This window comes from Micromonospora sp. NPDC049139, assembly GCF_055586845.1.
The window spans coordinates 85,995-108,574 of record NZ_JBVJHK010000001.1 but is presented as its reverse complement, the minus strand read 5'-3'; the positions used below and the strand labels follow the sequence as shown (position 1 = coordinate 108,574).

Annotated in this window: 21 protein-coding genes, 1 pseudogene and 1 riboswitch; of the genes and pseudogenes, 9 read left to right on the top strand and 13 right to left on the bottom strand. The window is 72.1% G+C overall.

Going from position 1 to position 22,580, the window contains the following annotated elements:
* Nucleotide 1: 1 nt before the first annotated feature.
* A complete protein-coding gene (gene def, locus ACZ6Q9_RS00550) occupies nucleotides 2-511 on the top strand; it encodes a peptide deformylase (protein ID WP_350705633.1) in 510 nt (169 codons plus the stop codon).
* 141 nt (nucleotides 512-652) lie between these two features.
* Here def and ACZ6Q9_RS00545 read toward each other — a convergent pair whose 3' ends face one another.
* The 3 genes from ACZ6Q9_RS00545 to ACZ6Q9_RS00535 all read right to left on the bottom strand — a co-directional run bounded on the left by ACZ6Q9_RS00545 (nucleotide 653) and on the right by ACZ6Q9_RS00535 (nucleotide 3,701).
* Nucleotides 653-2,233: a VWA domain-containing protein gene (locus ACZ6Q9_RS00545; RefSeq protein ID WP_396827015.1), complete on the bottom strand. Its 1,581-nt coding sequence runs from the start codon at nucleotides 2,231-2,233 to the stop codon at nucleotides 653-655.
* A 265-nt stretch (nucleotides 2,234-2,498) separates the two neighbouring features.
* Nucleotides 2,499-3,275 carry a GNAT family N-acetyltransferase gene (locus ACZ6Q9_RS00540; protein WP_396827017.1) on the bottom strand — a complete coding sequence of 259 codons (777 nt, stop codon included), beginning with the start codon at nucleotides 3,273-3,275 and terminating at the stop codon, nucleotides 2,499-2,501.
* Between the two features lie 69 nt (nucleotides 3,276-3,344).
* Complete coding sequence (locus tag ACZ6Q9_RS00535; protein WP_393261796.1) at nucleotides 3,345-3,701, bottom strand: winged helix-turn-helix transcriptional regulator; 357 nt, start codon at nucleotides 3,699-3,701, stop codon at nucleotides 3,345-3,347.
* 101 nt (nucleotides 3,702-3,802) lie between these two features.
* On the opposite strand from ACZ6Q9_RS00535, the gene ACZ6Q9_RS00530 reads away from it, so the two are divergent.
* Nucleotides 3,803-4,414: a malonic semialdehyde reductase gene (locus ACZ6Q9_RS00530; RefSeq protein WP_393450087.1), complete on the top strand. Its 612-nt coding sequence runs from the start codon at nucleotides 3,803-3,805 to the stop codon at nucleotides 4,412-4,414.
* 82 nt (nucleotides 4,415-4,496) lie between these two features.
* Here the strand turns inward: ACZ6Q9_RS00530 and ACZ6Q9_RS00525 are convergent, their stop codons facing one another.
* The 3 genes from ACZ6Q9_RS00525 to ACZ6Q9_RS00515 form a co-directional block, all read right to left on the bottom strand.
* Complete coding sequence (locus ACZ6Q9_RS00525) at nucleotides 4,497-5,273, bottom strand: sulfite exporter TauE/SafE family protein (RefSeq protein ID WP_357461918.1); 777 nt, start codon at nucleotides 5,271-5,273, stop codon at nucleotides 4,497-4,499.
* A 217-nt stretch (nucleotides 5,274-5,490) separates the two neighbouring features.
* Nucleotides 5,491-6,639 (bottom strand): macrolide family glycosyltransferase, encoded by a 1,149-nt coding sequence (locus tag ACZ6Q9_RS00520; protein ID WP_393262595.1) that lies wholly within the window; start codon nucleotides 6,637-6,639, stop codon nucleotides 5,491-5,493.
* Between the two features lie 215 nt (nucleotides 6,640-6,854).
* The gene (locus ACZ6Q9_RS00515; RefSeq protein ID WP_393261802.1) at nucleotides 6,855-7,505 is read right to left on the bottom strand and encodes a CatB-related O-acetyltransferase; all 651 of its coding nucleotides are present in this window, start codon (nucleotides 7,503-7,505) and stop codon (nucleotides 6,855-6,857) included.
* 327 nt (nucleotides 7,506-7,832) lie between these two features.
* On the opposite strand from ACZ6Q9_RS00515, the gene ACZ6Q9_RS00510 reads away from it, so the two are divergent.
* Together ACZ6Q9_RS00510 and ACZ6Q9_RS00505 are read left to right on the top strand one after the other, a co-directional pair.
* Nucleotides 7,833-8,612: an endonuclease/exonuclease/phosphatase family protein gene (locus ACZ6Q9_RS00510; RefSeq protein WP_393261805.1), complete on the top strand. Its 780-nt coding sequence runs from the start codon at nucleotides 7,833-7,835 to the stop codon at nucleotides 8,610-8,612.
* A 15-nt stretch (nucleotides 8,613-8,627) separates the two neighbouring features.
* Nucleotides 8,628-8,712, top strand: a riboswitch (ZMP/ZTP riboswitch).
* A gap of 14 nt (nucleotides 8,713-8,726) precedes the next feature.
* Nucleotides 8,727-9,593 (top strand): bifunctional 5,10-methylenetetrahydrofolate dehydrogenase/5,10-methenyltetrahydrofolate cyclohydrolase, encoded by an 867-nt coding sequence (locus ACZ6Q9_RS00505; protein WP_393450084.1) that lies wholly within the window; start codon nucleotides 8,727-8,729, stop codon nucleotides 9,591-9,593.
* Nucleotides 9,594-9,877: 284 nt separating this feature from the next.
* Here ACZ6Q9_RS00505 and ACZ6Q9_RS00500 read toward each other — a convergent pair whose 3' ends face one another.
* Nucleotides 9,878-11,305 carry an MFS transporter gene (locus tag ACZ6Q9_RS00500; protein WP_396827020.1) on the bottom strand — a complete coding sequence of 476 codons (1,428 nt, stop codon included), beginning with the start codon at nucleotides 11,303-11,305 and terminating at the stop codon, nucleotides 9,878-9,880.
* Between the two features lie 173 nt (nucleotides 11,306-11,478).
* Between ACZ6Q9_RS00500 and ACZ6Q9_RS00495 the strand changes: the two genes are divergently transcribed.
* Nucleotides 11,479-12,381: a helix-turn-helix domain-containing protein gene (locus tag ACZ6Q9_RS00495; protein WP_396827022.1), complete on the top strand. Its 903-nt coding sequence runs from the start codon at nucleotides 11,479-11,481 to the stop codon at nucleotides 12,379-12,381.
* A gap of 14 nt (nucleotides 12,382-12,395) precedes the next feature.
* On the opposite strand, the gene ACZ6Q9_RS00490 is transcribed toward ACZ6Q9_RS00495, so the two are convergent.
* Nucleotides 12,396-13,409 carry a hypothetical protein gene (locus tag ACZ6Q9_RS00490; RefSeq protein WP_396827024.1) on the bottom strand — a complete coding sequence of 338 codons (1,014 nt, stop codon included), beginning with the start codon at nucleotides 13,407-13,409 and terminating at the stop codon, nucleotides 12,396-12,398.
* Nucleotides 13,406-14,416: a tyrosine-type recombinase/integrase gene (locus tag ACZ6Q9_RS00485; protein WP_393450074.1), complete on the bottom strand. Its 1,011-nt coding sequence runs from the start codon at nucleotides 14,414-14,416 to the stop codon at nucleotides 13,406-13,408. The genes ACZ6Q9_RS00490 and ACZ6Q9_RS00485 overlap by 4 nt, the downstream gene beginning before the upstream one ends.
* A 14-nt stretch (nucleotides 14,417-14,430) precedes the next feature.
* Between ACZ6Q9_RS00485 and ACZ6Q9_RS00480 the strand changes: the two genes are divergently transcribed.
* The 3 genes from ACZ6Q9_RS00480 (at nucleotide 14,431) to ACZ6Q9_RS00470 (ending at nucleotide 16,572) form a co-directional block, all read left to right on the top strand.
* Nucleotides 14,431-15,039, top strand: a complete 609-nt coding sequence (locus tag ACZ6Q9_RS00480; RefSeq protein WP_393261817.1) for an AAA family ATPase — start codon at nucleotides 14,431-14,433, stop codon at nucleotides 15,037-15,039.
* Nucleotides 15,040-15,131: 92 nt separating this feature from the next.
* Nucleotides 15,132-15,935: an ArsR/SmtB family transcription factor gene (locus ACZ6Q9_RS00475; RefSeq protein WP_396827027.1), complete on the top strand. Its 804-nt coding sequence runs from the start codon at nucleotides 15,132-15,134 to the stop codon at nucleotides 15,933-15,935.
* Nucleotides 15,936-15,984: 49 nt separating this feature from the next.
* A complete protein-coding gene (locus tag ACZ6Q9_RS00470) occupies nucleotides 15,985-16,572 on the top strand; it encodes a TIGR03086 family metal-binding protein (protein WP_396827029.1) in 588 nt (195 codons plus the stop codon).
* A 264-nt stretch (nucleotides 16,573-16,836) separates the two neighbouring features.
* Here ACZ6Q9_RS00470 and coaD read toward each other — a convergent pair whose 3' ends face one another.
* Both coaD and ACZ6Q9_RS00460 read right to left on the bottom strand, forming a co-directional pair.
* Nucleotides 16,837-17,301: a pantetheine-phosphate adenylyltransferase gene (coaD, locus tag ACZ6Q9_RS00465; RefSeq protein ID WP_396827130.1), complete on the bottom strand. Its 465-nt coding sequence runs from the start codon at nucleotides 17,299-17,301 to the stop codon at nucleotides 16,837-16,839.
* 319 nt (nucleotides 17,302-17,620) lie between these two features.
* Nucleotides 17,621-18,578, bottom strand: a pseudogene (locus tag ACZ6Q9_RS00460) (helix-turn-helix domain-containing protein).
* A gap of 12 nt (nucleotides 18,579-18,590) precedes the next feature.
* Between ACZ6Q9_RS00460 and ACZ6Q9_RS00455 the strand changes: the two are divergent.
* The gene (locus tag ACZ6Q9_RS00455; RefSeq protein ID WP_466021385.1) at nucleotides 18,591-19,748 is read left to right on the top strand and encodes a saccharopine dehydrogenase family protein; all 1,158 of its coding nucleotides are present in this window, start codon (nucleotides 18,591-18,593) and stop codon (nucleotides 19,746-19,748) included.
* On the opposite strand, the gene ACZ6Q9_RS00450 is transcribed toward ACZ6Q9_RS00455, so the two are convergent.
* On the bottom strand, nucleotides 19,733-22,120 hold the full coding sequence (locus ACZ6Q9_RS00450; RefSeq protein WP_393450264.1) for an ATP-binding cassette domain-containing protein: 2,388 nt from the start codon (nucleotides 22,118-22,120) through the stop codon (nucleotides 19,733-19,735). The two genes, ACZ6Q9_RS00455 and ACZ6Q9_RS00450, sit on opposite strands and share 16 nt — an antisense overlap.
* A gap of 237 nt (nucleotides 22,121-22,357) precedes the next feature.
* Nucleotides 22,358-22,564, bottom strand: a complete 207-nt coding sequence (locus ACZ6Q9_RS00445) for a hypothetical protein (protein ID WP_393450062.1) — start codon at nucleotides 22,562-22,564, stop codon at nucleotides 22,358-22,360.
* Between the last annotated feature and the right edge of the window lie 16 nt (nucleotides 22,565-22,580).

Sequence of the window (22,580 nt, the reverse complement as noted above, 5' to 3'; positions counted from 1 at the left end):
CATGACGATGCGACCCATCAGGATCATCGGCGACCCCGTGCTGCGCACCCCGAGCGAGCCGGTGACCAGCTTCGACGCCGAACTACGCGCCCTGGTCACCGACCTGATGGACACCCTGCTCGGCGCTCCTGGCCGCGCCGGCGTCGCCGCGCCCCAGATCGGCGTCAACGCGCAGGTGTTCGTCTACGACGCCGACGGCCACCGCGGCCACCTGGTCAACCCGACGCTGGAACTGTCGGAGGAGTTGCAGGACGACGACGAGGGCTGCCTGTCCGTCCCCGGGCTCTACTTCCCGACCCCCCGGGCGATGCACGCCACCGCCCACGGCTTCGACCAGCACGGCGAGCCGCTGACGATCTCCGGTAGTGGGTTCCTCGCCCGGGCCCTGCAGCACGAGACCGACCACCTGGCCGGCCGCCTGTACGTCGACACGCTGCGCGGGGACACCCGCCGCCGGGCGCTGCGCGAGATGCGCGCCGGCCGCTTCGACTCGCCCAGCCGCCGAGGCTGAACCGCGCAGACGCGGCGACCCGCCGCGCCTGAACGGCGTGGGCGCCCGCGACCCGGCGCGTACGCGAACGGCCGCCGGACCCCGACGGGGCCCGGCGGCCGGGACGTCACCCGCGGGGCACGACCCCGCGCGCGGCGGTCGTCACTTCGGCGGGGGAGCCACCAGGCACACCGCCGGCGACGAGGCGTTGCCCGCGTCGTCCACGCCGACGATCAGCGCGTCGCCGCGCAACGTCACCTTGTAGTCGATGTCGCCGGTGCCGTCCTTCACCCGCGACTGCGCACCCGGCGCCTGCACCAGCTTGATCTTCGTACCGGCCGGGAACGGCCCGAACCGCACGCTCGGGTCCGCCGCGTCACCGATGAACACCTGCACGGCCGTGTCCACCACGTCCGTCGACGTCAGCTCGTAGAACCCGTCCGGGTTGTACGAGCCGGGGATGGTGCCGCCGCTCGGGTTGTTCGTCGGCACGCACGCCGTCGCCGGCGGGGTGGTGTCCACCACCCGCATCACGGCGGTGTCGCCGCCGGTGTTGCCGGCCGCGTCGGTGGCCGTGCACGTCACCGTCGTCGCGCCCAGCGGGAACGTCGAGCCGGGCGGCGGCACGCAGGTCGGGGTCAGCGGACCGTCGACGTTGTCGGTCGCCGTCGCCGGGTAGTCGATCACCGCGCCGGCCGGGCTGGTCGCCTCCACCGTCCGGTCGTCGACGACGACGGTCGGCGGAGTGACGTCGTTGACCCGCACGCGGATCTGCTGCGTGAACGCCGGCCCGCCGGACAGGCCGTTGAGCAGGAAGTCCACCGTGCAGGTCAGCTCGGCGCCCTGCGCGGCGTCCGCCGCCACCGTGATCGTCTCGGCGAACGGCACGTCGGTGCCCGACTGCTGCGTCCGCGACGCCGCGTCGAAGCCCACCGACAGGCCCGCGTCGCACGACGTCACCGTCGGGGTGACCGTGACGTCCAGGTCCCGCAGGCCCGCCAGGATCGCGGCGGTCACCGTGTCGGGGGAGCTGCCCACCAGCTGCCCGCCGGTGGCCGACACCACCGCCGTGGCCTGCCCGGTCGCGTCCAGGCCGCCACCGCCACCGCTGACGTTCACCGCCAGCAGCCGCGCCTCGTCGGCCTGCAACGCCGCCGTCGCCTGCGCCAGGCTGCGCCCGTTGCTCGGGTCGTGGCTCGGCGCGTCACCCACCAGCACCACGATCCGGCTGCTGCCCGACCGGTAGCCGATCGCCCCCTCGGACACCTCGACCAGCGCGTTCACCCACGCCTCGGGGGTGTCCCCGCCGCCGGCGGCGGCCAGCCCGTTCACCGCGTTCTGCAGGGCCGTCGCGTCGTCGGTCAGGTCCTGCCGCACCTGGAACAGCTCCGCGCCGTCCCCAGTGTCCCGGTAGGAGGCCACCGCGAACTGCGCCGACGGCTGCGCCGCGCGCACGTCGGTGATGACCTGCTGCAGGTTGGTCCGTACGTTGGCGATCGCCCCGCCCATGCTGCCGGTCGTGTCGACCAGCAGCACCACGTCGGGCTTCGGCGGGATCGGCGGGGTGGACACCACCTTGCTGACGCCGATCGACGTGCCGGGGTCGGCGTCGCGGTCCACGAGGGCCGGGTTCACCCCGGGCGCCGCCGCCGCGGGTGTCGCCAGCGCGGTCACCACCGCCGTCACGCCGGCGAGCAGGCTCACCGTCCGTGTTCGCCGCCAGGGCACTGCTGCTGTTGCCATGCGTTGCTCCTTCAGCTCCGCCGCGCGTCGCACGCGCGACCTCTGCCGGGAGACGCTAGGGCCGGGACGGGCCCCCGCCGGTCCGACACCAGCAGCGCCCAGCGTCGGGTTCCCGACCCCCCTGGGCGGCCGAACATGCAGGTGAAAGACTTCTCACGTCGACCCTCGGCCGGTCGTCCGGGCCACCGCGCCGGACGGTCGCACCGCCGCGCCGGCCGGCGCTCGCGCCGGGCCGCGCGGCCGGCGGTCGCCGGACGACCGGCCGTCAGCGCCCGCGCGCGGTCAACGCGTACTCGCCGTAGTCGGCGACGCGGGTGAAGCCCAGGCGCTCGTAGAGCCGCACGGCCGGCCTGTTGTCCGCCTTCACGTTGAGCGTGACGTGCGTGACGCTGGTCAGCAGCCGCCCGCACAGCGCGGCCACCGCCGCCGCGGCCAGCCCGCGTCCCCGGGCCCGGGGATGGGTGGTCACGTTGCCCAACGCCGCCACCCGGTACGCCGGCGAGAACACGTGCACCCCGGCGACGGCCACCACCTCGCCGCCCTCGCGGATGCCCACGTACTGGCCGGTGTCCAGCATCCGCGGGTCGAACCAGTTGCCCGGGTAGGCGTCCGCGTACAGCCGGTGCAGCGCCGGCAGGTCCGCGGCGTCCAGCACCACCCCGGCGGGCGGGGTCGCGGCCAGCCGGGCCGGGTCAGTCAGCGCCATCTTGTGGTGCGGGCCGGCCGGCTCCATCCGGTACGCCCCGGCCAGCGCCGGCTCCAGGCCCGGGGACAGGTGCGCCCACAGCCGGGCCGGCAGCACCGGCGCCAGCTCCCGCAGCAGCGCCCCCAGCTCCGCGACCCGCGGCGGCGCCGCGAACGCCAGCAGGGTGGGCGGGTCGGCCCCGTGGTACAGCAACGCCACCTCCTCGCCCTGGCGGAACCAGGAGGTGTACGGCCAGAAGAAGTCGTCGAGGTCGCCGAGCTGGTAGGCGTGCAGCACCGGGTCGCGTCCCAGCAGCCCGGCGAGGACGGCCCGGTCGTGTTCGGCGCGCACCGGCATCCGCTGATGATCACACATTCGCTCGGGCGGTCCCACGGCCGGTGAGCCCCGTGGGCGCGGTGGCGCGGGTCAGCAGCCCGTGGGAGGCACGGCGGGGAGGTTCTCGTCCGCCCAGCGGGCCAGCGCGTCGAGGGCCGGCACCAGCGCGGCGCCCCGCTCGGTCAGCTCGTAGCTCACCCCCAGCGGCGGACCCTGCCGCACCGTCCGGCTGACCAGCCCGACCCGGACCAGCTCACCCAGCCGGTCGGACAGGACGGACTCGCTGATCCCGGGCAGGGCGCGACCCAGCTCGGCGAACCCGGCGGGGCCGTCGGCGAGGGTGCCCAGGAGCATGCCGTTCCACCGCTTGCCGAGGAACGCGAAGGCCCGGGTGATGCCCCCGTGGCACGCGCGACGCGCGCCGTCGACCTCCCGCTCGACCGTCATGGTCCCAGGATACGGCGGGGACCGACAGAACCAGGGACTACTAAAAAGCTAGCTGCTACTGTCGTCGTAGCCATCCAGTCTGTTTGCATGGAGACAACCCGATGACCGACGTCTTTTCGCCCCTGATCACCCTGGACCCCGAGGCCCAGGCGCAGCTGTTCACCGACGCCCGGACCGCCAACGCCTTCACCGACGAACCCGTCACCGACGAGCAGCTCCAGGCGATCTTCGAACTCGCCAAGTTCCCGCCCACCGCCGTCAACGCCCAGCCCCTGCGCATCCTCTTCGTCGGCCCGGGCGAGGCCCGCACGCGCCTGGTCACCCACATGAGCGAGGGCAACCAGGCCAAGACCAGCACCGCGCCCATGGTCGCCGTGCTCGCCGCCGACACCGACTTCCACGAGTTCATCCCGCAGGTGTTCCCGATCCGGCCGCAACTGCGCGACGACCTCGCCGGCAACCCCGAGTCCCGCGAGCAGATGGCCCGCTTCAACGCCACCCTGCAGATCGGCTACTTCCTGCTCGCCGTCCGCGCCGCCGGCCTCGCCGCCGGCCCCATGGCCGGATTCGACGCCACCGGCGTCGACCGGGAGTTCTTCACCGACTCCACCTGGAAGAGCCTGCTCGTGGTCAACATCGGCCGGCCCGCCGAGAACGCCTGGTTCCCGCGCCTGCCCCGCCTCGGCTACACCGACGTCGTCCGGCACGCCTGACACCACCCACCGGCGCCGAGGCCGGCCGTCGCACCCCCGGGATCCGCAGAAACCGGGGGCCGGCCTAGCACCGGGGGAGCGGTCAGGTCGACGCCACCCACTGGTCGTAACCGAGCTTGCCCACCAGCGCCAGCACCACCACCAACAGCACGATCCGCACGAAGCCGGAGCCGCGCCGCAGCGCCATCCGCGCCCCGAGCGCGGCTCCGGCGATGTTGCACACCGCCATCGCCGCACCCAGCAGCCACCACACATGCCCGGTCGCCGCGAACACCACCAACGCCCCCAGGTTCGTGCCCGCGTTCACGATCTTCGCCATCGCCGAACCGTGCACGAAGTCCGCACCCACCAACGCGGTGAACGCCAACACCAGAAACGTCCCCGTACCCGGCCCGATCAACCCGTCGTACAGGGCGATCCCCACACCCGCCACCGCGACCACCGTGGCCACCCGCCACCGCGTCCGCCGCTCCGGCTGCGCCACCACCCCCAACCGGGGCCGCAGCACCACGAACACCGCCACCGACACCAGCACCGCCAACACCACCGGCCGGTACGCCGACGCCGGCACCGCCCCCGCCAGAGCCGCACCCAACCCGGCGCAACACACCGCCAACCCCGCCGACGGCCCCGCCACCGCCCAGTCGATCTTCGTACGCCGCGCGTACGTCACCGCCGCCGTCGTCGTACCCGCGATCGCCGCCAGCTTGTTCGTCCCCAACGCCGACGCCACCGGCATCCCCGGCGCCGCCACCAACAACGCCGGCAACAGCAACAACCCCCCACCCCCCACCACGGCATCGACCCAACCGGCCATGGCGGCCGCAGCGAGCAGGGTGGTCAGCGACAGGGGGTCCACGGGCCGCCATTCTTCCCACCGCCGCCCGCCCCACGAGACCCCTTGTGGCCAGCCTCACCAGCAGTCACGGCACAAAGCCCGAGAACCTCCGCCGCCACCCCACGGAAGCGATCGCCGAGCTCACCAGCCTCCTCGCTCCCGGGACAAGCCGCAGCTGAGAACGGGGGTGGTGAAAGCGAAATGCCGCTTCACCACCCCCGGCTGCGACGGGCAAGGCTCAGGCCAGCATGTCCTCGATGAGGTCGGCGGCGCGCGCGGTGCCGCCCTCGGCCTGCGCGCCGACGCGCAGCAGTGCCGAACGGCGGGCGACCTGCGCGTCGGTGACCAGGCCGTTCAGGGCCGCCCGTAGGGTCTCGGCGGTGGCTTCGGGGGTGTCGATGCGGCGGGCCACGCCCAGTTCCACGAGCCGGTCGGCGTTCATGAACTGTTCGACGGCCTGCGGCACGGCGATCATGGGGACACCCGCCAGTAGCCCTTCGCCACAGCCGCCCATGCCAGCATGGGTGACGAAAGCGTCCGCCTGCTCCAGGATCGCACGCTGCGGAACCCAGGAGTGCACCTCGACGTTGGGCGGGATGTCGCCGAGTTCCCGCGGGTCGGTGTACTTGCCGATCTGAAGGACGACGTGCCAGCCGGGCAGGTTGCCGTAGGCCGCCAGGCACTGGCGGTAGAACTCCGGCTGACGGGTGTACGCCGACCCCAGGGAGATCAACAGCACGCGCTCCGCGCCCGCCGGGCGCGTCCAGCCGTCCGCGCCCGCACGTACGTCGAAGCAGGGCCCGACGAAGGTCACCCTGTCGGTGTCGACCCGGTCGCCGTGTGGCTGCATCGCCCGGGTGATCAGCGCAAGGACCCGCGGGGGGCGACCGGAGAAGGCGTCCACGTCGGTGGTGGACGCCCCGCAGTCGGCGAGCCACCGGGCGAACCTCGCCCGGTACGCGTCGGCACCCGGCAGTTGCCGCAGGTGTGCCACGACGTCCTGTTCGTAGCCGTCCCACGCCACGAACGTCGGAGACAGCTGCAGGACGGGCCGGTCCTGCGACTCGGCGAGGGCGCGCGCGGCGTAGGCGCCGATGTCGTACAGGTACAGGTCCGCCGGGTCGGGATCGTAGGCGGCGCGCAACTGGGGGAGCGCCTGGATGGCGTCGTCGAGGAAGAGACCCATCGCGGCAACGGGGTCGTCGGGCCAGTCGTTGTCGGCGACCGGCAGTTCGGACGTGCAGGGGACGAGTTCGGCGCCGGTGGCCGCGATCAGATCGGCCACCGCCGGGTCGTTGGCGTAGGTCACGCGGTGGCCCCGAGCCACGAGCTCGCGGATGACCTCAAGGCTTGGCAGAACGTGGCTGACGGCGGGGATGCCGACCATCGCGATGTGGGCGCGGCGACGGTACACGGAAGACACGGAAGCTCACTCATTTCAGGTCTACGGCGAAGAGGACACCGCAAGCCAGCGCGCCGACGTCTCCGGGAAAGACCGGTCGTAGGGGCGCACCTGGACATGCGAGCGGGAGCCGGGGCGCTGCCCCGACCCTGTCAGCCGTAGATCTGATGGAAGTACATGTCCGCCACCCTAGCCGCGCGTCACACGTGCGGAGTGTCCGGGGCGGCGACCTCCAGATCGGCGATGCTGCCCGACATGATCGTCCGCACGTGCGCGGTGATGTGCTCCGCGGGCCAGTCCCACCAGGCCACCGCCAGCAGCCGGGCGACGTCCTGGTCGTTGTAACGGGTGCGGATGAGGCGGGCCGGGTTACCGCCGACGATGCCGTAATCGGGTACGTCGCTGGTGACCACGGCGCCCGCGCCGACGATCGCGCCGTGTCCGATCCGTACGCCGGGCATGACCGTCGCGCCGTAACCGAACCAGACATCGTTGCCGACGACGGTGTCCCCTCGGCTCGGCAACCCGGTGAGCAGGTCGAAGTGTTCTGACCACGAGCCGCCCACGGTAGGGAAGGGGAAGGTCGAGGGGCCGTCCATCCGGTGGTTGGCACCGTTCATGATGAACCGGACTCCCGTGCCCAGCGCGCAGAACTTGCCGATGATCAGCTTCTCCGGCCCGTAGTGGTAGAGCACGTTGCGCGTCTCGAACGCGGTCGCATCATCCGGGTCGTCGTAGTAGGAGTACTCCCCGACCTCGATCAGCGGGGACCTCACCAGCGGCCGGAGCAGCACCACCCGCGGCTGCTCAGGCATCGGATGGAGGACCGTCGGGTCGGCAGGCACAGGCACGGGAAGCGACTCCCATCGGTTACAGGTCCGTGTCCGCTCCATGATCGCGGCACCACGCCGTCCCAGGACATCATTTACGCCGCGGCGTCCCCGAAGAAGAACACTCCAACTCGGCGCGCACCGATGCCTCTCGATGCATACGGCGCGGCTCGGCGCATCCGCCAAAACTCGACCGGCACCCCCAACCCCGCCGGACGCACCACCGTCACCGGCCCCGCCGCCGACGCAACCACACACCCACCGCACCCACCGCCACGAACAGCACCACCGAACACCACAGCACCTTCAACACCCGGCAACCCTCCCACGGCCACGTAGTGTGCAAACGTGCGCCTGGCCACCTTCAACCTGCTGCACGGCCGGTCCCTCACCGACGGCCTCGTCGACCCCGACCGGCTCACCGCCGCCGTCACCGCCCTCGACGCCGACGTCCTCGCCCTTCAGGAAGTCGACCGCGACCAGAGCCGCAGCGGCAAACTCGACCTCACCGCCATCGCCGCCCGCGCCCTCGGTGCCGACGAACACCGCTTCGCCGCCGCCGTCGTCGGCACCCCCGGCGAACAGTTCCGCCCCCTGCGCCACGACGACGACGGACACGGCGAACCCTGCTACGGCGTCGGCCTCGTCACCCGCCACCGCGTCCGCAGCTGGCAGGTCACCCGCCTGCGCCCCGCCCCCGTACGCTCACCCGTCTACGTCCCCGGGCCCGGCGGCGGCCTCACCCTCCTGCACGACGAACCCCGCGTCGTCCTCGCCGCCGTCCTCGACACCCCACACGGCCACCTCACCGTCGCCGCCACCCACCTGTCCTTCGTCCCCGGCTGGAACGCCCACCAACTCCGCCAGACCGTCCGCGCCCTACGCACCCTGCCCGCGCCCCGCATCCTCCTCGGCGACCTGAACCTCCCCGCCGGCCCCGCCCGACTCCTCACCGGCTGGCGCCCCCTGGGCCGCCGCCCCACCTACCCCGCCGGGCAACCCCGCGTGCAACTCGACCACATCCTCGCCGACCGCCACGGCATCGACCGGCTCCCGCCCGTCACCGCCGTACACACCCCCCTGTCCGCCATCTCCGACCACCGCCCCCTCCTGGTCGACCTCGGCTGACCACCTGTGGCAAGCTGAACCCGACGCGACTGGCGGCCAGGGGATGGCAACAACCATCGGGGAGCTCCACGAGCAGAGGTCGACCGCCTGGGCCTCCGCTGACAGAGGAGCACCATGCCCACCGCCCGACTCCTGCCCGGCGCCCCCGTCGCCGAGCGCATCCTCACCGACGTCGCCGCCGGCGTGACCGCCCTACGCGCCGCCGGCATCACCCCCAGCCTCGCCACCATCCTCGTCGGCGACGACGACGCCAGCGCCGGCTACATCCGCATCAAACAGCGCCAGGCCGCCGAACTCGGCTTCGACTCACCCCACATCCACCTGCCCGCCACCGCCACCCAGGCCGACCTGCACCGCGCCATCGCCGACTTCAACACCGCACCCGACGTCCACGGCCTGCTCATCCAACACCCCATCCCCAGCCACCTCGACTACGACCGGGCCCTGCAGACCATGGACCCCGACCTCGACGTCGACGGCATGCACCCGCTCAACATGGGACGACTCGCCCTCGGCCTGCCCGGCCCGCTGCCCTGCACCCCCGCCGGCATCGAAGCCCTGCTCGCCTTCCACGACATCCCCGTCGCCGGCCGCGACGTCGTCATCCTCGGCCGCGGCGCCACCCTCGGCCGCCCCCTCGCCCTGCTGCTCACCCAGAAACGCCCCACCGCCAACGCCGCCGTCACCGTCGTCCACACCGGCGTCCCCGACTGGGCCACCCACACCCGCCGCGCCGACATCCTCATCGCCGCCGCCGGCGTCCCCGGCATCATCCAGCCCGAACACGTCCGCCCCGGCGCCACCGTCATCGGCGGCGGCGTCCGCTACGAAGGACGCCGCCTGCTGCCCGACGTCGACGAGACCTGCGCCGACGTCGCCGGCGCCATCACCCCCCGCGTCGGGGGAGTAGGCCCCACCACCGTCGCGATGCTCTTCCGTAACGCCCTCGACGCCGCCCGCCGCGCCACCGGCCAGGCCTGACGCCGTCCGGCCCGGCGGCGAACGCCCTCGACGCCGGCCACCTCTGACATCGTCCGGCCCGGCGACGAACGCCCTCGACGCCGGGCCGGACACGACGGACCCCGGGCGGACCGGCCGCCGTAACCCCGGCCCACCCGACCACCTCGGGCCGCACCCGGCACCGGCAGCCCGGTTCCCGGATCAGAACGCCGGGGAAGCGAAACGCTCGTCCCGCTCCACGCGGGCCGCGAACACCAGCTCGATGACCCCGCCGAGACCGGCGAACGCCCACACGTGCCGGACGGTCACGCCCCCTCCCGCGCCGACGGAAGAACGAACCCGGCGAGGACCGCCGCACCCACGCAGACAAGGGCATTCACCCACACCGCGACCCCGACCCCCTGCAGCACCACACCCGACGCACCGGCGGCGACCGCCGTCACCACCGACGACATCACCGGCACACCAAGAGTGATCCCGACCTGCTGACTCATCGTCGCCAGCCCGGTCGCCAAACCCTGCTCCTCGGGCGGCAGCCCCGAGGTGGCCGTGACCATGAAACCGACGATCGCCACCAGATTCGCCACCCCACCGACGAACGTCGCCGCCAGCAACACCACCAGCCACACCCGATCGGCACCCAGGAACGCCAACGGCAACGTCGCCGCGGCCTGCACCGCGAACCCCACGACGATGGCCCGCTTGCCGCCGATCCGGGCGAGCAACCGAGGCGCCACCATTCCCCCCAACACGGTCCCGACCCCCAGCACCGCGAACGACAACCCCGCCGCGAGCGGCGAATAGCCCAGCACGTCCTGCAGGTAAAGGGTGAGCAGGAACACCAGCGACGTCTCCGTCGCGAACGCGAGCATCCCCGCCACGTTCCCCCAACCCACACCGCGGCGGGTCAGGACACGCACCGGAACGAGCGGCTCCGCCGCCCGCCGCTCCACCATCCAGAACACCGCCAGCAACACCACCGCCGCCAGCAGCGACCCCCACGCCCGCGGATCACCCCACGACCGCCGCCCAGCCTCGGTGAGCCCGTACACCAGCGCCAGAAGACCACCGGTCACCGCCACCGCACCCGGCACGTCCAGCCGCGGCCGCCGCTGCGGCCGGCTCTCCGCGAGCACCGCCGGCGCGACCGCCAGCACCGCCACCGCAACCACGACGTTGATGAAGAACGTCCACCGCCAACTCCACAGATCCGTCAGCACACCGCCGAGGACGGCACCCGCGGTGAACCCGGCAGCCATCACCGCACCGTTGAGCCCGAGCGCCCGCTCACGCGCCGGCCCCTCCGGAAACGACGTCGTCAACAGCGACAGCGCCGCCGGCGTCACCGCCGCCGTCGCCAGACCCTGCACCACCCGCGCCGCCAACAACACCCCCGCGTCATCCGCCAACCCACCGACCAGCGACGACACCCCGAGCGCCGCCACCCCCACCAGGAACAGCCGCCGCCGACCGAACAGGTCCGCAACCCGACCGAACAGCAGCGTGAACCCCGCCGCGCACAACGCGAACGCCGTCACCACCCACTGCAGCGCCCCCAACGACAGGCCCACGTCCCGACCGATCGCCGGCAACGCCACGTTCAGGATCGAGAAATCGACCGCCAACGTGAAACTCGCCGTCAACAACACCAGCAGCGCGAGCCGCTGCCGGCCCGCCCCACCCTCCTCGACCCGCACCGCATCGGCGACCGACGCCGCCTCGACATTCACCATGACCAGGCTTCCCTCTCCCCGGGCCGGCCCCATGCCGCCCGTCACCCGGACACGCTCGCCGCCCACCCGGAAGCCAGCCAGACCCCTGACCCACGCAGCACCACGCCGCCTAGCACTCCCAGGGCCAGGCACGCCCCTGGCCGGGCCACCACGCCACCGGCAACAATGCAGGCATGAACACAGGGCGACCCTCCGGCGACCTCCCCGCATTCCTCCGGTCCCGCCGAGCCCGACTCACCCCCGAGGACGTCGGCATCACCTCCTACGGCCTCCGCCGCGTCCCCGGACTACGACGCGAAGAACTCGCCCAACTCGCCGGCATCAGCCCCACCTACTACATGCGCCTCGAGCAGGGCCAGAGCACCAACGCCTCCGACGCCGTCATCGACGCCCTCGCCCGCGCGCTGCGGCTCACCGCCGACGAACGCGCCCACCTCACCGACCTCGCCCGCCCGACCCGGGCCCGCCGCCGCCGTCCACCCCGCCCCGAACACGCCCGCGGCACCACCATCCGCCTGCTCGACGCCATGCCGACCGTCCCCGCCGTCGTCATGGGACGACGCACCGAGGTACTCGCCTGGAACCCGCTCGGGCACGCCCTGCTCGCCGGCCACCTCGACCCCACCGCACCCGCCCGACCCGCCGACCGACCCAACCTCACCCGCATGCTCTTCCTCGACCCGCACACCCGCGAACTCCACCGCGACTGGCACGAGGAAGCCTGCCGCGCCGTCGCATCCCTGCGCCTAGTCGCCGGCCGCCACGTCGACGACCCCACCCTCAACGAACTCGTCGGCGACCTCTGCGTCCGCAGCGACGAGTTCGCCGCCCTCTGGGCCAGCCATCCTGTCCACGGCTGCAGCACCGGACGCAAGCACCTGCACCACCCCGTCGTCGGCGACGTCGACGTCGACTTCGAGGTCCTCCACACCGCCGACGACACCGGGCAACGCCTCATCGCCCACGTCGCCGCCGACCCCCGCTCCGCCGCCGCACTGAGCCTGCTCGCCACCATCGAGGGCGGCGACCAACCCCGCCCCGGCCAGCACGACCGACACCACAGCGCCACCCGCTGACCCGCCCGTGGCGCTCACCGGCCCACGATCTGCTCCACCGTCGCCCACCACCCCGGCAGGAACGCCAACACCTCGTCCGCCCGCCGCCGCCGATCCGCCGCGGACGACACCCCCAGATCCGCCACCGCCGCCTCGAACGCCGGCGCCAACTCCACCCCCCGCTCCGGCGCGTCCACCGCCAGCACCGCATGACACCGCGCGTACGTCGCCACGATCCAGAACATCGCCTCCCGGTGACACCCCGCCGACACCAACGCGGCACTGCCGTCCACCGCCACCACCCGCCCCGCCGGCGTGATGTCCGCACTGAAGAAGAACCGCGTCCGCGCCACCTGCGCCGCCACGTCGAACGTGCGCGCCAACCCCGCCAGATGCCCCGCCACGCGGTCCGCCGACACCCCACCGCCGTCCAAGAGGTCCAGCACCGCCACATACCGGTCCACCAGGCCGTACGCCGCCAACACCTCCCGCGCCACCACGTACCGCCGCCGCACCGTCGGCTCCACCAACCCCGCCACCAGCGGCAACACCGCCGTCAACGACGTCGGGAACAACCACCCCGTCACCTGCTCGTGCAACGCCCCCGAGTCGCCCACGCCCCGCAACCCGGCCTCGATCCGCGCCCGCACCCCCGCACACCGCCGCCGCACCCACACCGCGTCGGCGAACCCCGCCGACACCCGCGCCCGCAACCACGCCAGCCGCCCCGTCGGATCCAGCAGCACCCCGTCGCCCCGGAAACACCCCGCGAACACGAACGAGCCCAACACGTCCTCCGGCGACCCCAGGTCCTCCCACGTCACGAACGTGACCTCCAGCAGCACCCCACCCCAGCGGAACTTCCCCAACTTCTCCGCCGGCTCCGACCGCACCACCAGCACGTCCACGTCCGACCACGGCGGCACCACCTCGCCAGCCGCCATCCCCAGCACCGACCCGCTGAGCAGCGCGCCCTCCACACCGGGCTCCCGCGCCGCGTACGCCCGCACCCATGCCGCCGCGACCGCGCGCGCCGCACCCGCCCTCACGACCCCGCCCCCCGCTCCGCCGGGGCCAGCGCCGCCAACGCCCGGTTGGTACGGTTGGACCGCACCGCCTCCCGCTGCTGCCCGGCCGTCACCTCGATGTAGGTCTGCGACGACGCCAGCGACGCGTGCCCCAGCAGCCGCATGATCTCCGCCGCGCTCGCCCCGTCCTCCGCCAACCGCGTCGCGAACGTGTGCCGCAACGCGTGCAACCGCGCCCCGCGCGGCACCCGGTCGGTGATGCCGGCCCGCCGGTAGCAGGACTCCACCAGATACTGCAGTCCGCCCCGGCGCAGCGGCTCACCCCGGCGGTCCACCAGCAGCGGCGCGTCCGGCCGCACCGTCCGCGACCCGAACCGGCGGGCGCGGCTGTCCAGGTAGTCCACCAGCACCCGGTCCAGCTCCGGCTCGACCGGCACCACGCGTGGTCGCCCGCCCTTGCCGGCGACGTCGACGCGCCGCTCACCCGGGCGACCCGCCAGCGAACCCACCCGCAACGCCAGCAGTTCCGACAGCCGCAGCCCCGCGCACAGCGCCAACGCCAGCACCGCCACGTCCCGCTCCGGCCACGGGTCGCGCTGCCGGCCCTCCTGCCGCGCCACCGAGGCCAGCAGTTGCTCCGGGGTGTCCGCCCCACGCAGGGGCTTGGGCTGGGGGAGCGGCGCCCGGGGCCGCCCGACCGCCGGCATCGGGTTGCCGGCGACGACGCCGTCGGCGACCAGGAAGGAGAAGAAGCTGTTCCAGGTGGACCAGGCCCGGTGTACCGAGGCGGCCGCCCGGGGAGCGGCGAATCGGGCGAAGGCCGCCCGCATGACCCGGGGAGTGAGGGCGGTGAGTGGCAACTCGTCGAGGGGGAGGGGAGGGGCGGTCTCCTCGGCCGCCAACGCCGCGACAGTTCGCAGGTCCCGCCGGTACGCCTCCAGCGTGTGGGGGGAGGGCTTGCGGGTGGCGCGGGCGGTCAGGAACTCCTCGATCAATCGCAGTACCGATTCGTCCTGTTCGTCATGCATAAGGACCATTATGCATGAATTTCGTGTTCGCCGGCAACGGCGGGAAGAAGGGGGAGAGCGTGCAACGCTACGTGCTCACCGGCGCGCCCGGGGCGGGAAAGACGACGCTCGCCGACGCGCTACGACGTCGTGGGTGGAGCGTCGTCGCCGAGGCGGCCACCGACGTCATCGCCGCGGGGCAGGCGCGCGGCGATGACGAACCGTGGCGCGGGGTGGGCTTCGTCGACGCCGTGGCGCGGTTGCAGCGCGAACGGCGGGAGGCGGCCGGGTCGCGGGGGCCGGTGCAGGTCCACGACAGGTCTCCGCTGTGCACCCTGGCGCTCGCCCGGCACCTGGGCTGCCCCGTCGGGCCGACGCTCGCCGCCGAGGTGGAGCGGGTGCTCTGGGAGGGGGCCTACCAGCGTCCGGTGTTCCTCGTCGAGCCGCTCGGCTTCGTGACCCGCACCGCCGCCCGCCGGATCGACTACGCCGAGTCGCTGGCGTTCGCCCGTGTCCACGAGCAGGTCTACCGGGAGCACGGCCACGAACTCATCGCCGTCCCGCCCGCCCCGGTGGCGGCGCGGGTCGCGCTGGTGGAGGCGCACCTGCGGCGGCTCGCCGGCCTCCCGCAGGGTCCCGGCTGACGGGGGGCGGGGTCTCCGCGCGGCGCGCTCGTGTGCCCGATCGGTGGAAGGGGGTGGATTATGTGCAGGCGGATACCTGCATAATCGGCGAGGTGAGCGCAGAGGCGGGAGAGATGGACCAGGTCTTCAAGGCACTGGCCGACCCCACCCGACGGCTTCTGCTCGACCGCCTGCGGGAACACAACGGGCAGACGTTGCGGGAGCTCTGCGAGCGCCTCGACATGGCGCGCCAGTCGGCGACCCAGCACCTCGACGTCCTCGTCCGGGCCAATCTCGTCACCGTCGTACGGCGCGGACGCGAGCGGCTGCACTACCTGAACCCGACGCCGATCCACGAGATCGAGGAGCGCTGGATCTGGGGCTTCGAGAGGCGCCGCCTGCAAGCAATCAGTGCCATCAGGAACCAGGCAGAGGAGCACACCATGACCAACACGGCCACGGCCCCGCCGACCTACGTCTACGTCACGTACATCCGCGCCAGCGCCGAACAGGTGTGGCAGGCCCTGACGGACGCGGACCTGACGGCCTCCTACTGGGGACACGCCAACGTCTCCGACTGGCAGCCGGGGTCCACCTGGGAGCACCGGCGCGCCGACGGGTCAGGCGGCCTCGACGCCGTCGGGCGAGTCGTCGAGGCCGAGGCGCCGGCACGCCTGGTGATCACCTTCGCGGCGCCGGGCGACGAGCCGCCCGCGGGCCCGTCGGTCGTCACGTTCCTCGTCGAGCCGCACCAGGACTTCGTCCGCCTCACCGTGACCCACGAGAATCTCACCGACCAGGAGATGCACACCGGGATATCGCAGGGCTGGCCCGCCATCCTCGCGAATCTCAAGTCGCTGCTCGAGACCGGAGAGGCCCTTTCCTCGGCACCGTGGGAGATGTCGACGGACGCCTGAGACATCCTGGCCACGCCACCCCCGCCACCCGTTGCCGAAGGAGACCCTCGTGACCGCATCACCCCCGACCCCGCTCGCCGACAGTGTCGCGCTGTTCCAACGGTCCGCCGACTACGCGCTCGGAGCCCTGTCGGCCGTCGGCGACGCCGACCTCGACCGGCCGACCCCGTGCGCCGGCTGGGACCTGCGGACGTTGGTGCTGCATCTCGCCGACGCCGCCGACGCCCTCACCGACTTCGCCGCCACGGGAGAGCTGGTCCTTCCGGCGTCACCGCGAGCGGGCGAGGCCGACCCCGTGGCCGTCGCGCGGGAGCGCACCCGGCGCCTGCTCGACGCCGTGCGTACGGCGGTGCACGACGACGCGCAGCACCCCGCCCAGGCCGCGTGGGCGGGCGGTGCCGCGCGCGGCGGCGCGATCGAGTTCGCGGCGCACGGGTGGGACATTGCCACCGCCTGCGGCGCGGACCGGGAGATCCCCGCCGGGCTGGCCACCGAGCTTCTCGCGTTGTCCGCGTCGCTGATCGGCGAGCAGGCCCGCCAGTCCCGGTTCGACCCGCCCGTGCCGGTCCCGTCCGGCGCGGCGCCGGGCGACCGCCTCGTCGCCTTCCTCGGCCGGGATCCCGCCACACGTCCGTGAGGTTGCCCCCTGTGCCATATGAGGGCGGGCGCCGGGGAGGAGCGATATTCGGTCTACTTGACATAATGTGCATTATCGAACCAGGCTGTATCGGCGCGTGACCTCGTTGTTCTTCTCATTCCGTGTGCTGCGGCCAGTGGCCGTCCGGCCGCGCGTCTGGCCTACGCGTTGCCGGAGATTAGAGCGCAGCTCGCTGATCGCGGCGTGTTACATCTCGCCGGCCGTACCGTCGCGGGCCAAACCGAACATCGTCAGGCTCGCCTGTCACCGGTGCATGGGCTTCCAGCGAGAAGGGCGCGGCTGGGTCGCAGCGGCGCGGACCACGGTCGAGGAAATCGTCGCCAGTTCGGGCCGAGCCGGCATGAACAGGGTCGTGATTCCCAGTGTCTCGTTCATGGCCGCCAGCTGATACTCGCGCTCCGCGTCGACGGCGTTCCGTACGCCACGGATGATCACTCCGGCTCCGTGTTGCCGGCAGTAGGCCACGGTCAACCCGCTCCAGGCTGCGACTGTCACGTTCTCCCAGCCCGCCGGGAGAACGGCACGGATCTCCAGCGCGCGTTCCGCACCGGTCTTGGTGGGCCGCTTCTCATCGTTGACCGCGACCAGCACCGTTACGTGTTCGAACAAGCGCCGCGCCCGATCAACGAGATCCCGATGACCGTCGGTGAAGGGGTCGAACGTTCCGGGATAGACAGCTCGGGAGCTTCGGGGATCGCCCACAGGCATGTGAAGCACCGACACATGCTATCTGCCGTCCGGGTGGCTCACCTCGGCCGCACGGAAACGGGTGCTCCTGGTCCGGCGGTCGGACAGCGGCGAGTGGGCTCTCACGACCGGGCGCCTGGAGCCCGGCGAGCAGCCTCCCAGCGCTACCGATGCCGCGATCCGCTAGAAGTGGATCGATGCGCAGGTGGGCACCGCTCCCCCGTGTCCCAGCCCGTACGGTCGGCTTCGCGTTGTCGTTGCATCGTCGGCTGGGTCAACCAGGGCGAATGGGAGCGGTCAGAGTCCCGCCGCCCGACGATCGAGCGGTCGGAGTGGGTGATCACGATTCTGATGCGGGCCCGGCGCTGCGGAAGGTGCGACGGTAGGCGTCCGGCGGTATGCCGACGGTGCGGTTGAAGTGTCGGCGTAGCGTCGTGGCGGTTCCCATGCCGGCCGCCTGGGCGATGGCGTCGATGCTGTTGTCGGTGTTCTCCAGCAGCTCCTGGGCCCGACGGATCCGCTGCGTCGACAGCCACTGGAGCGGGGTGGTGCCTGTTGCCGACTTGAAGTGGCGGGCCAGGTTGCGCGAGCTCATGTTCGCCTGGCGGGCCAGGTCCTCCACGGTCAGCGGACGGTTCAGCCGTTCCATCGCCCAGGGGAAAAAGGTCGGCGAGGGGGTGGTCGTCGCGGGCGGGCACCGGGGTGGTGACGAACTGGGCCTGGCCTCCGGCGCGGTGTGGCGGCACTACCAGGCGGCGGGCGACGGCGTTGGCGACCGTCGCGCCGTGGTCGCGGCGGATCAGGTGCAGGCACAGGTCGATCGCGGCGGCTTTGCCGGCGGAGGCGAGCACGTTGCCGTTGTCGACGTAGAGCACGTCCGGGTCGACCTGGACCCGGGGGTAGCGGGCGGCCAGCGCCTCGGTGTGGGCCCAGTGGGTGGTCGCGCGCAGCCCGTCCAGCACCCCGGCGGCGGCCAGCACGAACGCTCCGGTGCACAGCGAGACCATCCGAGCGCCCGCCTCGTGGGCCGCGCGGACGGCGTCGAGCAGGTCGGGTGGCATGTCCGCGTCGATGTCTGCCACGCCAGGGATGATCACGGTGTCGGCGCGGGTGAGTCGGTCCAACCCGTCGTCGGGTTCCATGCGGAATCTGCCGATCCGGACCGGGCCCGGGCCGCAGACCACGAGGTCGTACCACGGGTCTGCCAGGCCGGAGGGGTCGCGGACGAAGACCTCGCAGGCCATGGCGAGCTCGAAGTGCAGCATCGCGTCGGTGGCGGCGAGCGCGACAGTGGCCATGTCCGAAATTGTATGGGGCATGGCGTTCCAGACACTGGTTCGGGGCCGGTCGCTGCCGAGAGGATCTTCTCAGTCGATCTTTCGCGGAGCGTGGAGGAACTGCAGATGGGTTCGGGTCGTACGGTGGCGGTGTTCGGTGCGTACGGACACACGGGGCGGTTCGTGGTGACGGAGTTGCGCGATCGCGGGTTCGTTCCGCTGCTCGTCGGTCGTGACGTGGGTAGGCTTCAGGCGTTGGCGGCGTCGCATTCGGGGCTCGAATTCCGGGTGGCGTCGGTCGATGATCCGGTCTCGCTCGACCAGGCGTTGAAGGGCGCTGCCGCGGTCGTCAACTGTGCCGGCCCGTTCGCCTCGACCGCGGCTCCCGTGATCGAGGCCGCCCTGCGTACCGGGGTCCCGTACGTGGACGTGGCGGCTGAGATCGAGGCCAACCTCGACACGTTCACGCACTTCACGGACCGCGCTCGGAGCGCGGGCGTCGCGGTGGTCCCGGCGATGGCCTTCTTCGGTGGACTCGGCGATCTGCTGGTCACGGCGGCGATGGGCGATTGGACGGCGGCCGACGAGGCGCACGTCGCGTACGGACTGAGTAGTTGGCACCCCACGGCCGGGACCCTCGCCTCCGGCACCGTCTCCCGGGAGCGGCGCGATGGCCGACGTGTCCGCTACACCGGTGGCAAGCTGGAGTATTACGTCGACGAGTGCGCCCTGCCGACCGTGGAATGGGACTTTCCCGCTCCGATGGGCCGCCGGACCGTCCTCGGCGGGTTCACGATGGCTGACGTCGTCACGGTCCCCAGCCACCTGTCCATCCCCGAGGTGCGCACGTACATGACCGCCGACGCAGCCGAGGACCTTGCCGCTGCGGACGCGCCCGCGCCGGCTGCGGTCGACGAGTTCGGCCGGTCCGCGCAGACGTTCACCGTCGACGTCGTCGTGCGCGCCGGCGACACGCAGCGACGCGTCGTGGCCAGCGGCCGGGACATCTACGCCATCAGCGCGCCGCTGGCGGTCGAAGCGGTCCATCGCATTCTCGGCGGTCGGACGAGGACGAGCGGCGTCGCCTCCGCCGGCGAGATCTTCGACGCGCCCGACTTCCTCCGCGCGCTGTCCGCGCACATCGCGCTCGTACCGCCGCGTTCGGAGGGTCTCGGTCAGCTGCCGACGTAGGCCGCCAGGTGCTCGCCGGTGAGCGTGGCGCGGGCGGCGACGAGGTCGGCGGGTGTGCCCTCGAAGACGATCCGGCCACCGTCGTGGCCGGCGCCGGGACCCAGGTCGATGATCCAGTCGGCGTGTGCCATGACCGCCTGGTGGTGTTCGATGACGATGACCGACTTGCCGGCGTCGACGAGCCGGTCCAGCAGGCCGAGCAGTTGCTCGACGTCGGCGAGGTGCAGACCGGTGGTCGGCTCGTCGAGGACGTAGACGTCTCCCTTCTCTGCCATCTGCGTGGCGAGCTTGAGCCGCTGCCGCTCGCCGCCGGACAGCGTGGTGAGCGGCTGGCCGAGGCTGAGGTAGCCGAGCCCGACGTCCGCGAGCCGGTCGAGGATCTTGTGGGCGGCCGGCGTGCGCGCCTCGCCGTCGGAGAAGAACTCCTCGGCCTCGGTCACCGACATCGCGAGCACCTCGGCGATGTTCCGGCCGCCCAGCGTGTACTCCAGCACCGACGCCTGGAACCGCTTGCCCTCGCACTCCTCGCAGACGGACTCGACGGTGGCCATGACGCCCAGGTCGGTGTAGATGACGCCGGCGCCGTTGCAGCCTGGGCAGGCGCCCTCGGAGTTGGAGCTGAACAGCGCCGGCTTCACGCCGTTGGCCTTCGCGAACGCCTTGCGGATCGGGTCGAGCAGGCCGGTGTACGTCGCCGGGTTGCTCCGTCGCGATCCGCGGATCGCGCCCTGGTCGATGACGACCACGCCGTCGCGGCCGGCGACCGAGCCATGGATCAGTGAGCTCTTGCCGGAGCCGGCGACGCCCGTGAGCACGCAGAGCACCCCGAGTGGGATGTCGACGTCCACGTCCTGGAGGTTGTGCGTCGACGCGCCGCGGATCTCCAGGGCGCCGGAGGACGAACGCACCGACTTCTTGAGGGTGGCCCGGTCGTCCAGGTGCCGCCCGGTGAGCGTGTCGCTGGCCCGCAGCCCGTCGACGGTGCCCTCGAACACCACCTCGCCGCCCTCGGTGCCAGCCCGCGGGCCCAGGTCCACGACGTGGTCGGCGATCGCGATCACTTCCGGCTTGTGCTCCACGACCAGCACGGTGTTGCCCTTGTTGCGTAGCTGCAGCAGCAGCTCGTTCATCCGCTGGATGTCGTGGGGGTGCAGGCCGATGGTGGGCTCGTCGAAGACGTAGGTGACGTCGGTGAGCGACGAGCCGAGGTGGCGGATCATCTTGGTGCGTTGGGCCTCTCCCCCGGACAGGGTGCCGGCCGGCCGGTCGAGCGAGAGATAGCCCAACCCGATCTCCGTGAACGAGTCGAGGAGGTGTTGCAGCCCGGTGAGCAGTGGGGCGACCGACGGCTCGTCGAGGTCCCGGATCCATTCGGCCAGGTCGCTGATCTGCATCGCGCAGAGGTCGGCGATGTTCTTCCCCTTGATCTTCGACGACTGGGCCTCCTTGCTGAGCCGGGTGCCGTCGCATTCGGGGCAGGTCGTGAACGTTACCGCCCGCTCCACGAAGGCGCGGACGTGCGGCTGCAGTGAGTCGACGTCCTTGGACAGGTAGGACTTCTGGACCTGCGGGATCAGCCCCAGGTACGTCAGGTTGATCCCGTCGACCTTGATCTTGGTGGGTTCCTTGTGGAGAAGGTCGTCCAGCTCCTTCTTCGTGTACTTGCGGATCGGCTTTTCGGGGTCGAACATGCCGCCGTCGCGGAAGATGCGGCCGTACCAGCCGTCCATGCTGTAGCCGGGAACGGTGATAGCGCCCTCGTTGAGGGACTTGCTGTCGTCGTACAGCTGGGTCACGTCGATGTCGTTGACCGAGCCCATGCCCTCGCAGCGCGGGCACATGCCGCCGAGACGGGTGAAGGTCGCCTTCTCGGTCTTCGTCTTGCCGGCGCCACGCTCGACGGTGATCGCGCCGCTGGCCTTCACCGAGGGGACGTTGAAGGAGTACGCGTTGGGCGGGCCGATGTGGGGCTGCGCGAGCCGACTGAACAGGATGCGCAGCATCGCGTTCGCGTCGGTGGCGGTGCCGACGGTGGAGCGCGGGTTGGACCCCATCCGTTCCTGGTCGACGATGATCGCGGTCGTCAGCCCCTCCAGCCGGTCGACCTCTGGCCGTGCGAGTGTCGGCATGAAGCCCTGCACGAAGGCGCTGTAGGTCTCGTTGATCATCCGCTGCGATTCCGCGGCGATCGTGTCGAAGACCAGGGAGCTCTTGCCCGAGCCGGAGACGCCGGTGAAGACCGTGAGCCGGCGCTTCGGGATCTCGACGGTGACGTCCTTGAGGTTGTTCACGCGCGCGCCGTGCACACGGATCAGGTCGTGGTTGTCGGCAACGTGCGGCGCGGGCGACTGCGGGTCCGTCCTCGGGGCCATGCTCATCGTGTCTCCATCTGTTGGGCGGGCCGCCTTCGCGGTCTGCGTCGGCGTCGCCTGGCTCGATCTGACGCGCTTCGCGCAGTGTGTCTGGTTCTCCTTGGTCGGCGCGGTCGCGGCAACGTTCCGTTGTCTGCCTGATCGTCCGGCTGACGCCGGCCGGAGTCGCGTTCGGCGTACGAACCAAGATATCCACGCCGCTTCGGCCCGTGCAGCCTCCGACCGCCCGGCCGGGCGTCAGACCAACCAGTGGCTGTCGCGCATCAGCTCGCGGTCGGGCATCTCGTTCACCTCGCGGCAGGTCTGGGTGCGGCGCGGGGAGATGCGGAACCAGCGGTACGGCGTGGCCGGCGCGCGCGGGTCGAAGCCGGTGCGCGCGACGAAGTCATCCCGTTTCTGCGGCAGCGCGTCGATCTCGAGAACCTCGGTCTTCCCCTCGATCATGGGGATGTCGCGGGGG

Coding starts and splice junctions, on each gene's coding strand:
- def (WP_350705633.1), top strand. CDS start 2: ATGACGATGCGACCCATCAGGATCATCGGCGACCCCGTGCTGCGCACC.
- ACZ6Q9_RS00545 (WP_396827015.1), bottom strand. CDS start 2,233: ATGGCAACAGCAGCAGTGCCCTGGCGGCGAACACGGACGGTGAGCCTG.
- ACZ6Q9_RS00540 (WP_396827017.1), bottom strand. CDS start 3,275: ATGCCGGTGCGCGCCGAACACGACCGGGCCGTCCTCGCCGGGCTGCTG.
- ACZ6Q9_RS00535 (WP_393261796.1), bottom strand. CDS start 3,701: ATGACGGTCGAGCGGGAGGTCGACGGCGCGCGTCGCGCGTGCCACGGG.
- ACZ6Q9_RS00530 (WP_393450087.1), top strand. CDS start 3,803: ATGACCGACGTCTTTTCGCCCCTGATCACCCTGGACCCCGAGGCCCAG.
- ACZ6Q9_RS00520 (WP_393262595.1), bottom strand. CDS start 6,639: ATGGTCGGCATCCCCGCCGTCAGCCACGTTCTGCCAAGCCTTGAGGTC.
- ACZ6Q9_RS00505 (WP_393450084.1), top strand. CDS start 8,727: ATGCCCACCGCCCGACTCCTGCCCGGCGCCCCCGTCGCCGAGCGCATC.
- ACZ6Q9_RS00500 (WP_396827020.1), bottom strand. CDS start 11,305: ATGGTGAATGTCGAGGCGGCGTCGGTCGCCGATGCGGTGCGGGTCGAG.
- ACZ6Q9_RS00495 (WP_396827022.1), top strand. CDS start 11,479: ATGAACACAGGGCGACCCTCCGGCGACCTCCCCGCATTCCTCCGGTCC.
- ACZ6Q9_RS00485 (WP_393450074.1), bottom strand. CDS start 14,416: ATGCATGACGAACAGGACGAATCGGTACTGCGATTGATCGAGGAGTTC.
- ACZ6Q9_RS00480 (WP_393261817.1), top strand. CDS start 14,431: ATGAATTTCGTGTTCGCCGGCAACGGCGGGAAGAAGGGGGAGAGCGTG.
- coaD (WP_396827130.1), bottom strand. CDS start 17,301: ATGCCTGTGGGCGATCCCCGAAGCTCCCGAGCTGTCTATCCCGGAACG.
- ACZ6Q9_RS00455 (WP_466021385.1), top strand. CDS start 18,591: ATGGGGCATGGCGTTCCAGACACTGGTTCGGGGCCGGTCGCTGCCGAG.
- ACZ6Q9_RS00450 (WP_393450264.1), bottom strand. CDS start 22,120: ATGGCCCCGAGGACGGACCCGCAGTCGCCCGCGCCGCACGTTGCCGAC.
- ACZ6Q9_RS00445 (WP_393450062.1), bottom strand. CDS start 22,564: ATGATCGAGGGGAAGACCGAGGTTCTCGAGATCGACGCGCTGCCGCAG.